At 38.0% G+C, this 15836-nt stretch carries 10 protein-coding genes; 4 read left to right on the forward strand and 6 right to left on the reverse strand.

Annotation, left to right across the window (positions count from 1 at the left end; all coding sequences use genetic code 11):
• Window positions 1–86 precede the first annotated feature (86 nt).
• The 4 genes from IPZ59_RS15495 to IPZ59_RS15510 all read left to right on the forward strand — a co-directional run bounded on the left by IPZ59_RS15495 (window position 87) and on the right by IPZ59_RS15510 (window position 7896).
• Entirely contained in the window at window positions 87–995 is a 909-nt protein-coding gene (locus IPZ59_RS15495) for a glycosyltransferase family 2 protein (protein ID WP_236136953.1), read from the forward strand.
• A gap of 121 nt (window positions 996–1116) precedes the next feature.
• Window positions 1117–2913, forward strand: a complete 1797-nt coding sequence (locus IPZ59_RS15500; RefSeq protein ID WP_236136954.1) for an SLC13 family permease — start codon at window positions 1117–1119, stop codon at window positions 2911–2913.
• Between the two features lie 177 nt (window positions 2914–3090).
• On the forward strand, window positions 3091–5844 hold the full coding sequence (locus IPZ59_RS15505) for an outer membrane beta-barrel protein (RefSeq protein ID WP_236136955.1): 2754 nt from the start codon (window positions 3091–3093) through the stop codon (window positions 5842–5844).
• Between the two features lie 120 nt (window positions 5845–5964).
• Window positions 5965–7896, forward strand: a complete 1932-nt coding sequence (locus tag IPZ59_RS15510) for a tetratricopeptide repeat-containing sensor histidine kinase (protein ID WP_236136956.1) — start codon at window positions 5965–5967, stop codon at window positions 7894–7896.
• Window positions 7897–7922: 26 nt separating this feature from the next.
• On the opposite strand, the gene IPZ59_RS15515 is transcribed toward IPZ59_RS15510, so the two are convergent.
• The 6 genes from IPZ59_RS15515 to IPZ59_RS15540 form a co-directional block, all read right to left on the reverse strand.
• Window positions 7923–9374: a TrkH family potassium uptake protein gene (locus IPZ59_RS15515; protein ID WP_236136957.1), complete on the reverse strand. Its 1452-nt coding sequence runs from the start codon at window positions 9372–9374 to the stop codon at window positions 7923–7925.
• A gap of 1 nt (window position 9375) precedes the next feature.
• Window positions 9376–10722 carry a Trk system potassium transporter TrkA gene (gene trkA, locus IPZ59_RS15520; protein WP_236136958.1) on the reverse strand — a complete coding sequence of 449 codons (1347 nt, stop codon included), beginning with the start codon at window positions 10720–10722 and terminating at the stop codon, window positions 9376–9378.
• A 113-nt stretch (window positions 10723–10835) separates the two neighbouring features.
• Complete coding sequence (locus IPZ59_RS15525; protein WP_236136959.1) at window positions 10836–11567, reverse strand: tetratricopeptide repeat protein; 732 nt, start codon at window positions 11565–11567, stop codon at window positions 10836–10838.
• Window positions 11536–13236, reverse strand: a complete 1701-nt coding sequence (locus IPZ59_RS15530) for a hypothetical protein (protein ID WP_236136960.1) — start codon at window positions 13234–13236, stop codon at window positions 11536–11538. The genes IPZ59_RS15525 and IPZ59_RS15530 overlap by 32 nt, the downstream gene beginning before the upstream one ends.
• A gap of 197 nt (window positions 13237–13433) precedes the next feature.
• A complete protein-coding gene (locus tag IPZ59_RS15535; RefSeq protein ID WP_236136961.1) occupies window positions 13434–14684 on the reverse strand; it encodes a DNA recombination protein RmuC in 1251 nt (416 codons plus the stop codon).
• Complete coding sequence (locus IPZ59_RS15540; RefSeq protein ID WP_236136962.1) at window positions 14674–15759, reverse strand: alpha/beta fold hydrolase; 1086 nt, start codon at window positions 15757–15759, stop codon at window positions 14674–14676. The genes IPZ59_RS15535 and IPZ59_RS15540 overlap by 11 nt, the downstream gene beginning before the upstream one ends.
• Between the last annotated feature and the right edge of the window lie 77 nt (window positions 15760–15836).

Consider the following 15836-nt stretch of genomic DNA (forward strand, 5'->3'; position numbering starts at 1 on the left):
CTTTCTAGCATTACATTTGAGGCTATTAGTTGGTATTGCTGAGAGGATCGCTCCTTTCGATAAGACCTTATCAAATTAAATCTTTTGTGAATACAATCTTAACCATAATCGTAACTTTTAATGGTGCTCGGTGGATCGAGACCTGTCTCAGGAGCTTGTCCGAAAGTACCTTGGACTCGGATATCCTGATTATTGACAATAACTCCACTGACAATACTGTGGATATCATTCGTTCCAATTCAGTTGACGTCCAATTGATTCAATCTTCTACCAATTTGGGATTTGGAGGAGCTAACAATATCGGATTACTCCAGGCAATCAAGCAGGGCTATGATTATGTGTTCTTATTAAATCAAGATGCATATGTAGCAAAAGACTGTTTAGAAAAGCTCTATAAATCCTCCCTCAACTCCCCTACCTTTGGAATCATCAGTCCAATACAGCTGCAGCCTGATGGGCAAAATATGGATGTAGTTTTTGAGAATCAAGTGAAAAAACATTATCATCCAACCACGGAGGTACTTTTAGAAAATCAAACACAGAAAAATATCCAAGATTTACATGAGGTTCGTTTTGTTGGAGCTGCTTCATGGTTTGTCACTAGGGAGCTTATCAAAAAAGTGGGATTATTTAACCCCTTCTTTCATCATTATGGCGAGGACAATAATTTTGCGGCCCGTGCCCAATATTTTGGCTTTAAAATCGGGGTACAAGTAACAACTTCAATCATTCACGATCGGAAGCCTCGAAAAAAGAGTGATTTCTTACCCGTAAGGTTACGGACTTTTCCTCTTCATCAGTTGTTGGATATTCGGAAACCTTTTGTCATCGCTTGGCTGGTCGGATATCATCAACTCGGGAGAACTTCCAAAAAATTGCGTCAACTACATGGGAATAGCTACAATACCGATATTGAAGCTTTGGAGAAATGGTTTTTTGAAGATTTAAAAAAAGCCCGTTCCATACGGAAAGGATTAAAAAAGCCCTATTTATAAGCTAGGAATGGATGTTGGATTTTTCTAATGATGCATTTTCAGCATGGTTAGTGTGACTTTTTATACATGGATTACGATCATGAAAAACCTATTTTTGTTGGAATTATACTAACTTAAGCCTATGGAAGCAGATTTTCAAATTGTAATTGTTTTGGGGATTTTGGTGGCAACAGTCATCATGATGGTATTTGAGATTTTTCGAATCGATGTAGTAGCAATCCTTACCATGCTAGCCTTAGGCTGGTCAGGAGTACTTACGCCGGATGAAATGCTCAAAGGATTTTCTTCCAACGCGGTCATTTCCATGCTTGCAGTGATGATTTTGGGGTACGGCATTACCACTACTGGGGTGATGGAACGCTTTTCCGAAGCTGTTCTCAAAAAAGTTGGAAATGATAAAAATAAAATCATTGGTTTTTTAGGCATTTCCGTTGGTACACTTTCTGCATTTATGCAAAATATTGGAGCAGCAGCTTTATTCCTGCCTGGAACATTAGATATATCTAGAAAAACAAAAATTCCCGCTACTCAATTAATCATGCCCTTAGGATTTGCTGCTATTTTGGGTGGTTCGTTGACTATGGTCGGTTCTGGTCATTTGATTTTGATCAATGATTTGTTGAAAAATGCCTCATTAGCTCCTTATGACCTATTTGCAGTAACGCCAGTAGGCGCAATTCTATTGATTGCTGGTATCGTGTATTTCTTCTTGTTGGGCAACTATGTATTGCCAAAGGAAGGAAACGCAAGTAAAAAGAAAACTGCTCAGGAGTCACTTATTGAGACCCTTCAATTACCCAATAATCTTTGGTACTATTCCATACAGGAAGCTAGCAATCTCAACGGTATGACTACCGAATCTTCCCGAATATGGAAAGACTTTCAATTGAATTTGATTGCCTTAGCTGATGGAGAAAATGTTATTTATGCACCATGGAGAGAGACTACTTTCAAAAAAGGGCAAATTTTAGCACTTCTTGGATCAGAAAAAGAAGCGAAAAGACTTGCTCAAGAATATGGTCTAAAGGAAACGATTCAACCAGGGATTTTTAATCGCTTGAGTAAACCAGATGAATCTGGGTTTGCGGAAATTATCATCGGCACTGGTTCGGAGTTAATCGGTCAATCTTTACGGGATTTTGCATTTCGTAGAAAACTAGCTTTGGAGCCATTAATTCTATTTAATAATGGGGAAGAAATCAAAGGAGATTTTTCTGACCACATCTTTAAAAAAGGTGATACGATTATTGTATATGGCCTTTGGGATAATATCCGAAACATTAAAAATGATGGGGATTTTATCTTGGCAACCCCTATTGAGAGTGAATCAAAGAATCAATCCAAAGCTATTCCTGCAATTGCGAGTTTTGCATTTGGTATTATTCTGACATTCTTGGGTGTTCCAATAGCCTTGGCCTTTATGACGGGGGCCATGGCCATGATTTTATCTCGTGTGATTACTATTCAGCAAGCGTACGATTCCATTGACTGGAAAGTTGTATTTCTCTTAGCAGGTTTGATCCCATTAGGACTGGCCATGCAAAAATCCGGGGCTGCGTTCTTTTTGGCACAATATGTCATGCAAGTAGTCGAAGGCCAGTCAGTGATTGTCTTATTGACAGCAATTACAGTAATTAGTACAATCTTTTCCTTATTCATGTCCAATGTAGGTGCTGTAGTTGTGTTGGCCCCGTTGGTGATCGGAATGGCTGAAATTGCCGGTTTAGACCCTCGTCCTTTGGTATTGCTGGCTGCTGTCGGCGTATCCAACTCTTTCTTATTGCCAACTCACCAGGTAAATGCGCTGATGATTTCTGCGGGAGGCTATCAAAATAAAGATTATATCAAAGCTGGCAGCGGACTTACCATTATCTTCATTGTTCTCACCGTGGCAGTATTTTATCTCTTTTACATTTAGGTAGAGCCTCAAATTCTTACAAGTGTACTATACAATTGCATGTAAAGCGTAGGTCATTTTTCTACTGATACCTACGCTTTACTGTTTAGACATGGTTTAAGCCTTTCAGCAGATAACGCCTGTTTTAGCTCCAAAGACTTGGTAGTTTTGTTACCTCATTAAAAAATTATTTTATTCATGAAACGCCGGCTTACCGTTGTCATTATTTTCTTTGTTTTTTTTCACTCAGGCTTTTCTCAGTCCTTCGAAATAAAAGGAATCGTCAAAGACGAACGGACCAACGATGTGATGCCATTTGTAAATGTACTTTTGCTGGCTGCATCTGATTCTTCGCAGGTAAGTGGGACAGTAACAGACATAGATGGAGGTTTCGAACTTTCTAGTGTTAAAAGAGGCAGTTACTTGTTAAGGGTTCAATTTATTGGTTACAAAGAACTGATCAAGGTAATTGAGTTCTCTGAACAATTGAATTTAGGAAATCTTTACATTCGGGAAGAAGCACAGGATTTAAATGAAGTGGTTGTTCAGGCTAGACGATCCACGGCAACTCAAAAAGGTGACACAACTCTTTTTAACGCAGATGCTTTTAAAACCATGAAGGACGCATCAGCCCAAGCACTGATCGAAAAACTCCCTGGAGTTAGTTCTGATGGTGGAGCTTTGCAGGCACAAGGTGAAAATATAGCCCAGATTCTGATTGATGGTAAGCCTTTTTTCGGAAATGATGTAACTGCTGCTTTACAAAATATTCCTGCTGAAATGATTCAAAGCATTGAAATTTTTGATCAATTATCTGAAAAAGCTCAGTTAAGTGGATTTGATGACGGGGAGCGTCAAAAAACCATCAATATCATCACAAAACCAGATCGCAGAAAAGGGCAATTTGGTAAAACCACCGCAGGTTATGGATCGGAAAATCGGTACCTTGGTGCTGCATCGATCAATATTTTTGATGAGGATACGAGGCTTACCATCACTGGACTCAGCAATAATGTCAACATACTCAATTATTCAGCTGATCCAAACGCACAAACGAACGTAAGTCCGCAAGAAGGAGTAATTACGACCAATCTTATCGGGGCTAATTATACAGACACCTGGGGAGAAAAAATCAAAGTAACAGGAAGTTACACGTTTACGCGAACAGAAAACTTAGGCATTGAAAACAGGGTTCGTGAATTTATTACCTCCAATGAGGAAAATCAGTTTTACCAAGAAAATAGCAGGGATGTCCGAATCAATAATCGGCATCAGGCTAATCTTCGCTTAGAATATCAAATCGATGAAAAAAACAGGATTTTATATATTCCGCGTTTTTCCGCCCGCTTTGAAAATGAAGTTTCTGGATTTGAAGGCCAAACGACGCAAGGCGAAGACTTGATCAATGCTGTAGAAAACTCTCGATTGGGTGAATACGGGGATTTTGACTTATTTAACCGCTTTTATTACAGCCATAAATTTGATAAACCAGGGAGAACATTCACTACCCGATTGAATTTTAGTACCAATTGGAATAAGGACGAATCCACTAGGCAAGCTGTTAATACGTTCTTCAACGAATCAGGGGCTGAGGAAGAAATCCTTGATCAATTGACCACAAGGGATCGCAGAGGAGGATCTTGGAATGTTCGTCTTTCATATACCGAACCTGTGGGAGAAAATGGGCAAATGGAGTTTGAATACTCTATTGGAAACCGGAACGATCGCTCTGATCAGCTTTTGTTTAATGTAATCTCAGAATTAGCACCCAATAATCAGCTACAATTGGATACAGCATTGAGCAATACTTTTGAGAATTCTTTTTTAAGGAATCAGTTTGAATGGGGATATCAGTACAAAAAAGATAATTTCAGGGTTCAGGCTGAACTTGAATATCAAGATGCTCGCTTGGATAACAATCAATTTTTCCCTACTCCTGAGGTATTGAATCGTGTTTTTACTAATTTTTTACCTACTGTGCGTATGGAGTACAAACTGACCCCGAGAACCAATATTCAGTTGGACTACGATACTTACACTAACGAACCCAATGTAGGGCAGCTGCAAGCAGCTATCAATAATAATAATCCCCTGCAATTGCGCACAGGAAACCCTAATCTCGATCAGGCATTTACCAATCAATTTAGACTTCGGTTTAGAAGCAATAATCCAGATAAGGATCAAAACTGGTTTTTGTTTGCTCAATCAAGAATGACCAATAACTTCATTTCCAACAGTACTTTTATTGCCGATAGTCCGATTGATATTGGCAATGGAATCATACTGCAACAAGGTGCACAGTTGAACCGACCAATAAATTTAGATGGATTTAGGGAGTTTCGTTCGTGGTTTAGTTACGGGATGCCGTTGGGTTTTATAAAATCAAACCTCAGCTTAAATACCGGCTTAGGAATCACTCAACGCCCTGGTCAGGTGAATGATGAAATAGGCTTCAATAATTCCAACCGATACAGTGCAGGGTTCAATATCAGTAGCAACATCAGTGAAAATATTGACTTTAATTTATGGTCAAGGTCTTCCTATAATCAGGTTAACAACACCCTTAACCCACGATTAAGTAATGATTTTTTTCAGCAACGCTTCCGTGTCAATTTCAATTGGATCATCTGGAAAGGAATTATCTACCGAATGGATGTCAATCATCAAATAAATAATGGTTTAGCAGATGGCTTCGACGCAACCTTCACATTGGTCAATATGAGTTTGGGCAAAAAACTCTTTAAAAATGAGCGGGGAGAAATCAGCATCATGGTATACGATTTACTCGGACAGAATGCAAATGTTAGAAGAAGGATTACGGAAACGTATATTGAGGATTTCCAATCTAATGTACTCCAACGGTACGCAATGCTAACTTTTACATATAATCTGAGAAGATTTAGCAAGGGATTGCAAGAAAAAGAAGTACAAGAAATGTTCTCAGGTAATTAAATTATTAATCCAATCTTCAAAAATCTACTTATAAACAAGTTTTTTTTGTTTTCAAGTTGCAGAGATGACTCTTGTCTAGACAAGTATTTTTTTTTTATATTTGACGAAACTTAATTATCAATGCGCTTTCATTGGATTTTTATTTTGCTTGTATACTTTATTAGTTCTTTTGTAACTTTTACTGGTACTTTTAACAATGCTTATGGTCAGGAAAACAATGTTTATGGTCAGGAGCATTCTAAGGCAGCTGATAGTCTGTATCAACAACTGAATCAAACTACTGATCAAAAGAGTCGACTAGAAATACTATCAGCATTTGTTCGAGAAATTCATTATTCGGATAGCGCACAAGGATATTACTTGGAAGCCATAGAATTAGCCAAAAACCTCAATAATCCAACGCTGCTCGCACAAAATCTTACAAGGTTAGGTGTGTATTATAGAAACAACAATCTACAAGATCTAGCTATATTAAATTATGAAGAAGCATTAAAGGTCAGTCAGAAGGCTAATGATCTTTTGCAAATGGGACATGCATTAAATAGTATAGGCCAGATTTATTATTACCAAGATTTGTTTGAGGAGGCCTTGAAGTATTACGAGCAGTCAGGTGAATATTTTCAACAAATCAATGATTTGGATGGCACAGCCTATAATCTTACGGGCAAAAGCTTGGTTTTAGGGAGTTTAGGAAGATATCTTGAAGCATTGGAAGCTATAGATGATGCCATTTCTATTCGAAGTAAAAGAGGAAACGGACGTCAATTAATCGTTTCAAGATTCAATAAGGCACAGCTTTTATTGGATATGGGAGATTATCAATCGGCACGAAAGGATATTATTGCCTTATATGAATATGGGAAACAAAATGACTTGGTCAGGGCTTTACAAGCTTTGGAAAAACTTGCGGAAATCGAATTAAAAACGACTAATTTTTCGAGTGTTAAAAGAATTGTAGACGAAGCAATTGAACTAAATCAAGAAAAGCCAAATCGAGAATCTATTATTGCGATCCTTATAACAGGTATAGAGGTAGCAAGGATTGAAAATAACCTAGAAAGATTAAGCTATCTACAAAATCTGCTAGCTAATGAAAAAGAGCTTTTGAATACGCAAAAGACCCGAGAGTATTTAGCCAAATTAACTATTCAACGTCAAAAGCTTGAGATTGATCAATTGAATCGAGAGAATGAATTGATTTTAAAAGCTGAAAAATTCCAGAATTATATCTTTATTTTATTCTTAGCAATATCAATTATTCTATTCATAATAGTTATTATATACAAACGCTATTTGAATTACCATAGGGAATTGAATCAAAAGCTTAAAATCCAGAAAATTAAAATGGAAGTTCAGGCCGAAGAACTTTTCAAAACGAATCGCATCAAAGATAAGATCTTAAGTATTCTGGCGCATGATTTACGGGGACCTTTGCATTCTTTACAAGGAATGTTGGACTTAGTGAATATTAAGTCTTTGACTCAGGAAGAGTTTCAAGAATATGCGCCTAAAATTTCTCTGGATTTGGGAAATAATGTGTTACTCTTGGAAAACCTTCTCTTGTGGTCAAAAAATCAACTGAAAGGAACTAAAAGCGAAAAATCTACTTTTGACATTTATCAATTGATAGAGAAAAATTTTGAGATTATACGATCTTCCAATAATTACAAGGGGCAGGAATTGATTAATTCGATCAGGCCTCAAACAACCCTGCTTGCAGATAAAAATACCATAGAAATAGTTCTTCGCAATCTCTTGAACAATGCTATTAAGTTTACAAAATCAGAAGATCAAGTTTCTGTGAATTTCAGAGATTTTGATGGGTATTATTGGATTTGTGTGGAAGACCAAGGAATTGGAATGACGGATGAAACTAAAAATAAGCTTTTCAAGAATGATTTTTTCACCACTTTGGGTACCAACCAAGAAGGAGGGACAGGGTTAGGTTTAATGATTTCAAGAGAATTGATAGAACGCAATAAGGGCAAAATTTGGGTAGAAAGCGAAGAAGGTAAAGGCTCTAAATTTATTTTTACAATCCCTAAAAATTAATCATGTTTTGATTGCATCCAATGGGATTAATTTGCTCTCCAAAAATAGGGCGTAAATAAAACCAAAATAGTAAACAGCTCTAATCTTCCAAGAAGCATCAGAAAAGATAAAAAGATTTTAGCTACTGGATCAAAAAAAGCAAAATTATCGGTGGGTCCAACCATGCCAATAGCAGGACCTACATTGCCCAAACAGGTGGCTACAGCGCCAAAAGAAGTTACCAAGTCATAACCCAAAATGGAGATTACTATGGAGCCAAAAACAAAAATCATCAAATAAATCAGTAAAAAAGTCATGATGTGGGTGATGATCTTACCTGTCACACGGTCTCCATTGATTTTTAAAGGTATTACAGCTCTCGGATGTACGATCCTCTTGAATTCTAGGTAAGAGTTTTTAAAGAACGTTAAATGCCTTACAAATTTGATGCCTCCTGATGTGGAGCCGGCTGAGGCACCTAAAAATAATAACATGAAAAAAACCAAAGTAACTCCTGAATGATAACTTGTATAATCATCTGTAATATAACCTGTTGTTGTAACGAGAGATACTACTTGAAATAGGGAGTCTCGGAATGATTGCTCGATGGATTGCTGGCCATAAAAATAAATAGGTACGGCCAGCAATACCGATAAAATTATTAGCGTAAACATATACGCTTTAAATTCATCGGATTTCCAAACCTTGCTCCATTTTCCTCTCAGTCCAAAATACGTGATGGTAAAGTTCGTTCCTGCGAGAAACATAAAAACTATTGCCGTATACTGAATAAGCGGATTAGTATAATAAGCCATTGAATCATTTTTGGTGGAAAAGCCACCCGTTGCCATCGTCGTCAATCCATGATTAAACGCATCAAAAAATGTCATTCCTTCGATAAAGTACAACACAATGACTGTTACCGTTAAGCCTACATAAATTAACCAAAGACGTTTGGCCGTTTCACGAATCCGAGGATGCAACTTATCCGATGTAGGACCAGGTGATTCTGCTACAAAAAGCTCAATGCCACCAATTCCCAATAATGGGAAAATTGCAACAGTTAATACGATAATCCCCAATCCACCGATCCATTGAGTCATGGACCTCCAAAAAAGGATTCCTTCGGGAATAGATTCAATATCTGTTAAGGTTGTAGCACCTGTGGTGGTTAGTCCAGAAATCGTTTCAAACACTGCATCTGTCCAAGATAAGGGCTGATCCATCATCAAGTAGGGAATCATACCAAAAATTGACATGAATATCCAACTTAAACTCACAATCAGATAACCTTCTCGTTTTCGTATATTTTGATCTTGCTTGGAAAAAGAAAAGAATAATATTCCTCCAACGGTCAATGATGCTAGTGCTGCTGATATCAGGGCTTGTTGATCTCCTGAATTATAAAAAAAAGAAAAGCCAATTCCAGGTAGCATGAGTACAGCTAGCAGCATTAATAAGCCCCCCATTATTTTGGCAATTTCCTTGTAATGAATCATATCAATGAAACAGTTTTTCTAAAGCATATTTTGCCTCTGGCAAGGTTAGAATGATAACCTGATCATGCAACTTTAACTCAAAATTACCATCTGGAATAAACACATCCTCCCCTCTAATCACACCTGCTACAATAGCGGAAGTGGGGAAATGTAGTTCCTTGAGCGGATATTTGGTAACCCGATTACTTTTGGTGATTTCATATTGAATGATCTCGGCATCTACGCCATAAATACCAGAAATGGATTCAATTTTTCCTTTTCTTAGGTAACGCGTAATTTCATTGGCAGCTACCAATTTTTTATTGATCAAGGAATCTACTCCGATACTATGTGAGATATGAATGTATTCCCGAGTATCTACGTGTGCAATGGTCTTGTAGACACCATGGTTTTTGGCAGATAGAGAGGTAATGATATTGGTTTCCGAGGATTCGGTTAAGGATATAAATGCATCCATTTCCTCCAATCCTTCTTCTATCAATAACTCAATATTTTTATAATCTCCATGAATAACCAAGGTATCATTGAGTCGCTCAGCAAGCCATTTACAACGTTCTTTTTCTTTGTGAACTAAAGTGACTCGGTAATCTTTTTCTAGCTTAAGAGCGGTAGTGTATGCCATGTCTTCCCCACCAATGATCATTACTCTTGAAATACTGATTTTTTGTTGCCCTACCAATTCAATAATGGATGATACGGCCCTTTTATGGGAAATGAAAAAAACATGGTCATTGTTTCTGATAAAGGTATTGCCACGTGGGATAATGGTCAGTTGGTCTCGAACAATCGCAATAATCTTGATATCCTCAAATAAAGGATTGTGTCTCATTTCAGAGATTTGCTTATTCACCAAGCTACAACTCTGATCCAAAGGAATGCCTACCACATTCAATTTACCTCCTTCAAACTCAAATACCTCCGTAAACGTAGAGTTTTTCATCATGCGGAAGATTTCCCCACTACATAATACCGTTGGGGAAATTAGGTTATCTATTCCTAAATTTTTGAAATAAATTTCATGCTCAGGGTTTAAGTACTCATGGTTTCTAACCCTAGCAATAACACGCTTGGCTCCTAATTGCTTGGCTAAAGTGGCGGCAATAATATTGGTCTTTTCAGAAGTAGTTACTGCCATAAACATACTGGCATTTCGTACATCTGCATTCTTGAGCACATCAAAAGAAGTGACATCGCCCAAGACTGATAAAACATCTAAATGAGCAGAAGCGTTATCCAATACGTCTTTGTCCTGATCAATGAGGATAATATTTTTGTTTTCGAAGCTTAATTGTTGGGCTAAATGATATCCCATATCTCCTGCTCCTGCTATAACGATGTTCATCCCCATTGACGTAATACTCTGAAATTCAATTTTATAAAAATAATTCTGAGATTGATGCCCGAAAGGTAGAAGGATTTCTACTAATCTCCCAAAAAATGTCTTAAAATCGATTCATGATTCTACTTACAAAAGCTTTCAAGGTATTTATCTGCTTCTTTCCTCCCAAGGGAAGAGGCTAATACCCAGTCTGCACATGCGTTGGAACGTTGATTTGTTTTATAATGACAAAAGCCTCGATTGGTCAAAACATCGGCATTTTTAGGGTTGAGTTTGAGGGCATAATCATAATTGGGGATGGCTTTGGCATGTTGATTGGCTTTGAGGTAGCAATTGCCTCTATTAAAATGATATGCCCACACCAATGGATAATCCTCCCCATTGATTTTACTGTATGCAATAGCTTCCGAGTACGCATTGATGGCCTCTTGAAGCCGTCCATTCTTTTGAAGAATATTGCCCAAGTAATAGGCCAATTCATCATTTTCCTCAAAAATGGTCAACCCTTTCCGAAGTACGGCCACTGTTTGGTCTGTTTTGGCTGGTAATTGACTGCCTGCTTTATACAAATTAAGGTATGCAAAAAGAAAGGATGGGTCTGAATCTATGACTTTTTCAAGTAATCGAAATGCAGATTCATAATTGCCCTTATTCATCATATCAATGGCAGTATTGGATATGACGATGGAATTATCCCGCTCTTCTGCATCAATTTCAAAATATTGCTGAGCATTTGCTCCAACATTTATCAGGATTGAAAGCCATAAGCAATAAAAAACCTTACTCAACTGATTCATATTATTCTTTTCATGGACAATTGTATCAAAGTCGGCTGAGAACAAAGTTTTTTCCATTGTGATAAAAAATATGATCCCCAACCATTTTCGAAGTTAAGGATTTAGGTAAAGAAATTCCAAATCTTTTTGCTGAACTCTTAAAGTCTTTCTCAAATCTTTTTTTCAAAAAATCAATTCGTGTACAATCGGTACCATACCGAATACTATCAATCAATCCATCAAAATCTGACCCAATACAAAGTGTCTGCAAGAGCATTTTCTCCACACCTGCTAATCCATCCCACTGTTGGGCCAAGCGTGTGGCGTGCAATACATTTGCCATAAAATGTAAGAATTGAGTGTAGTGACCCGCTGAACCTTTTCCCCCGATTATTGGATGTAAATTATGATAATTTAAGCAATCATCAAACCAAGAATCCGCTCTTTGGGCCTGTAAACCTAATCTTGAAAATTCATCTAATGAAAAGAATTCTGTATCTGTAAGCAATTTGTAAGAATGACCCTTGTGCGTAAACTCTTTTACATAGGGCAACGCTTGATTATGGTTGTGCAAACCAAATAAACTTACATAACCCAATATCCTAGCATCCAAAGAAATTCCTAGCAGTCCACTGGAATCGTAAATTTGTTTAACATCCTCATCATACAAGTTGATACTCGAACAATTAAATCCAACCGTTCCGAAGAGATTATTCTTTGCAGCGATTGGCTTCGCTAAGGTAACTTGCATGTGTTCTATATCTTCCACAGCATTTGCAACTTTAACTTTGGAACGAACCAGCTGAGCGTCAATGATGTGATTTTGATATGAATTAGAAGATCCTTCAAATGGGATACCTGCCAACCCCGCATGCGTACAAAGAATGGGTGAATCCATCGAATTACTATCGCGATGCGCATACAAATCCTTACGAGCTTGAACACTTAAATGCTTGATATCGGTACAAATTGAATGGTGTTCCAAAAGGTGAATCGCACGAATTCCCAGTGGTCTAAAACCGTTGCCAGTAGGCCTTAAAGGAACATCATCTAAACCCATGGCACGCATGCCATCCATCGCATAAGCCTGATTAGCAAACAATTGATTTTCGTTATCAATATGTGTGATGGTAGAAGACACTATCTTGGCACCTTGGGATTGAATCATTTGAATAGATGAACCTATATCAGCTAAAATACTGGAAGATTCTGTTAACGAGGTATTACTTCGTAAGCAATGCAATCCTTCCACTGCGAAGACAAGATTCAGTGTCTCTGGGGAGGTATCAAAGCTATCTTTAGTACTTAGAAAGTTAACTTTACCAGCAGTATTTGGCTCTTTAAGTAACTTCAAATCTTCCAAAAGAATTTTAAAATGATTATCTGTTGAAATCAATGATTCCAATCGTTTGCCGGAAAGAATCTTACCAAACCATACCCTATCGATGATATTTCTGAATTCAGGATGTTCATACAAAGCCTTCAATAAATCTTTATCCGGTGAGTACAAAGACATCAAGCATAGATCGTACTTACTTTGTATCAATTGGGTCAATGAGGACTGTGAACGAAGCGTTCCCTCAATAAAGTTCTTGAGAAAAAACAAGGTAACTTTCCCCCTAAACCCAGAAAAATTAGAAGAATAATCTCTGGTGCTTAAGGTGTCCCAAGCTGAAACATCTTTAGTATTACTTGCAAAATGGTGCTTTAGGGTGGCGTGTAAATGAGAGTCAAAAAACTTTTCCATCGTTTAAAGATTTAATGACCTTTAATTTAATGATTTACAAGCAAAATAAAAATTTCCTCTCTTTGCTAAACTTGAAATAGTCAAAGAAAACGCATAGCGCATACCGGATACCCTGATGAGGTAATATTAAGTATATTACACTCCTCGAAAAAAATAAACCGTCAAAAACCTGTACAAATTGGCACACGAAGGTGACGCTATTCCAACAACTTCCTCGCTTCTTCTTCCGGTAATTCTTCCACTTCTCGCAGTTTGCGCTGAATGACTCGGGTACGGGTCCCGACAAGATTATCTAGGTCGGCGTGTGCATCAAATATTTTCTTTTGAGCTTTGGTTATCAAGTCACTAAACTTACTAAATTCAAGTTTCACAGCACCTAACACTTTCCAAACTTCGGCACTTCTCTGCTGAATTGCCAAAGTTCTGAAACCCATCTGCAAAGAATTCAACAAAGCAGCCAAGGTCGTGGGCCCAGTAAGTATCACTTTATAATCCCGCTGCAAGGCATGTGTCAAGGCAGGTTCACGGATGATTTCGGCATACAAACTCTCCATTGGTAAAAATAGCATGGCAAAGTCAGTAGTATGCGGTGGATGTATGTATTTGGAACTAATGTCCTGTGCAGCTTTTCGAATGGCTTTGAATAAATCCGCACGGGCAATATCTACAGCTGCTTTATCACCGATATCATAGGCATCTAATAAGCGATAGTAGGTTTCCTGAGGAAACTTAGCGTCAATCGGAAGATAGACGGAATCGCTTTCATCCGAACCAGGCATTTTGACAGCAAATTCAACCCGCTCTGCACTTCCAGGCTTCACTGCCACATTCAAGGCGTACTGATCGGGTGAAAGGATATTTTCCAAAATGCTTTGCAACTGATACTCCCCTAACACTCCCCTACTCTTCACATTACTCAATACCCGTTTTAAATCCCCTACTCCCGTAGCCAATTGCTGCATTTCTCCTAAGCCTTTTTGAACAATCAGTAACTGTTTGGTAACAATCTCAAATGATTGTCCTAAACGAGTTTCCAAAGTTTTTTGGAGTTTTTCATCGACGGTTTCCCTCATTTTCTCCAATTGTTGCTCAGTACTGCTGAGAAGCTTTTCTTGCTTCAGGATAAGTTCTTGAAATTTTTCCCGCTGCAATTCATTAAATTCCTTTACATTTTCTCGGAACAGGATACCAAACTCGGCTATTGATTGTTGTTGCTCTTTACTTTGAGCCCGCAATTGATCGAAAACAAGGGAAAATTGCTGCACAATACTTCCTTGGATTTCCGTACGGTTGGCTTGCGCTTGTTGTGCCAATGAACTACTCAATTCCTGCAAGCGTGACTCTAAGTCCCGTTTATCGGCATTTTTACGAAGCAATAGAAAATACAGCCCAGCATTCAAAAGGATGAGCATTAATAACAAAACAGGCGTTAACAAATCAAGGGACATGGCTGAAATATTTTGGACTGTTAAGGTAGTCCGTATCCAGCTGTATGCCTAGAAAAGATAAATAATCTATGACAGTCTCTGTCGGGATTTCTTCCATTGGAACATGACCGGCCGATGGATATACTTTTAATGTGGATTGGGGTAATTTGGCATGCATGGCCTCCCCTGCTCTTAAAGGAATCCAAGAGTCCAAGGCTCCCCACATAATCAATACAGGCATAGTAATGTTATCCCATTCGATATCATAGGGTTTGCGGGTAGTCAATCGCTCCAATGTTGCCTGCCGATTACCTTCACGCAACATCATGTCGTAATAGCGTGCTACCATTTCGTCCGTGATTTTGCTTTCATCCCCAAAAACTTGCTTCAAATTCATTTTGAACAAAAACTTGGGTGTAAACTTGGTAATCATTTTCCCAAAAATAGGATGCTTCACCAAAGAAAAAATGGAAAAACTGGAGTTTCGCTCATTTTTTACCGCAGGCTTCGATTCGGAAGTCTCAGCGGGTCTTGGTGTACTCGGTGCACCGGCAGCATCTACTAAATTGAGCGTCAAAATTCGTTCAGGATGATCAGAAGCCATTTTCAGGGCTACTGCACCCCCCATTGAATTACCTGCTATGTGAAATTCTTCTATCCCTAACTGGTCGGCTATTCTAAGAACCAAGCTAGCATAATCGGCAATTCCATACCGCTGCAAAGCATCTGGACCCGTCAATCCATGACCTGGCAAATCCATGGAGATGGTCATGAAATAAGGACTCAAATCCTCTTCCCACGCTGTCCAAGTATGAAGAGATGCAAAACTGCCATGAATCAAAAAAATTGGTTCTCCCTCCCCTTTAACACGAACATGGACATTGATGTCATCTACTTTCAGGAAATAAGAACTTTCATCCGTATACTTTTCCAATAACTGCACGAGAGGCTTGTCTTTTGAATAAAACACCATTAAAATAGCTGCTATTAAAATCAAAATCACAAGTATGGAATATGCAACGCCTTTTAAAATCCGTTTGAAGAGCATAAGGTTTAAATCTGTGAATGTTCTTGGATACAATTTACCTGTTTGCAAGTTAACTAAATTGGAAAAATAATCCTGAATGGTTTTTCGAGAGCTTAAAGTTTTTTAAAGATCATTAGCTGCATAGA

The organism is Mongoliitalea daihaiensis (assembly GCF_021596945.1).
Taxonomy (GTDB): domain Bacteria; phylum Bacteroidota; class Bacteroidia; order Cytophagales; family Cyclobacteriaceae; genus Mongoliitalea; species Mongoliitalea daihaiensis.

What these genes read in the sequence shown, in the direction of transcription:
- IPZ59_RS15500 (WP_236136954.1), top strand. Translation starts at nt 1,117, where the DNA reads ATGGAAGCAGATTTTCAAATTGTAATTGTTTTGGGGATTTTGGTGGCA.
- IPZ59_RS15505 (WP_236136955.1), top strand. Translation starts at nt 3,091, where the DNA reads ATGAAACGCCGGCTTACCGTTGTCATTATTTTCTTTGTTTTTTTTCAC.
- IPZ59_RS15510 (WP_236136956.1), top strand. Translation starts at nt 5,965, where the DNA reads ATGCGCTTTCATTGGATTTTTATTTTGCTTGTATACTTTATTAGTTCT.
- IPZ59_RS15515 (WP_236136957.1), bottom strand. Translation starts at nt 9,374, where the DNA reads ATGATTCATTACAAGGAAATTGCCAAAATAATGGGGGGCTTATTAATG.
- trkA (WP_236136958.1), bottom strand. Translation starts at nt 10,722, where the DNA reads ATGGGGATGAACATCGTTATAGCAGGAGCAGGAGATATGGGATATCAT.
- IPZ59_RS15525 (WP_236136959.1), bottom strand. Translation starts at nt 11,567, where the DNA reads ATGGAAAAAACTTTGTTCTCAGCCGACTTTGATACAATTGTCCATGAA.
- IPZ59_RS15530 (WP_236136960.1), bottom strand. Translation starts at nt 13,236, where the DNA reads ATGGAAAAGTTTTTTGACTCTCATTTACACGCCACCCTAAAGCACCAT.
- IPZ59_RS15535 (WP_236136961.1), bottom strand. Translation starts at nt 14,684, where the DNA reads ATGTCCCTTGATTTGTTAACGCCTGTTTTGTTATTAATGCTCATCCTT.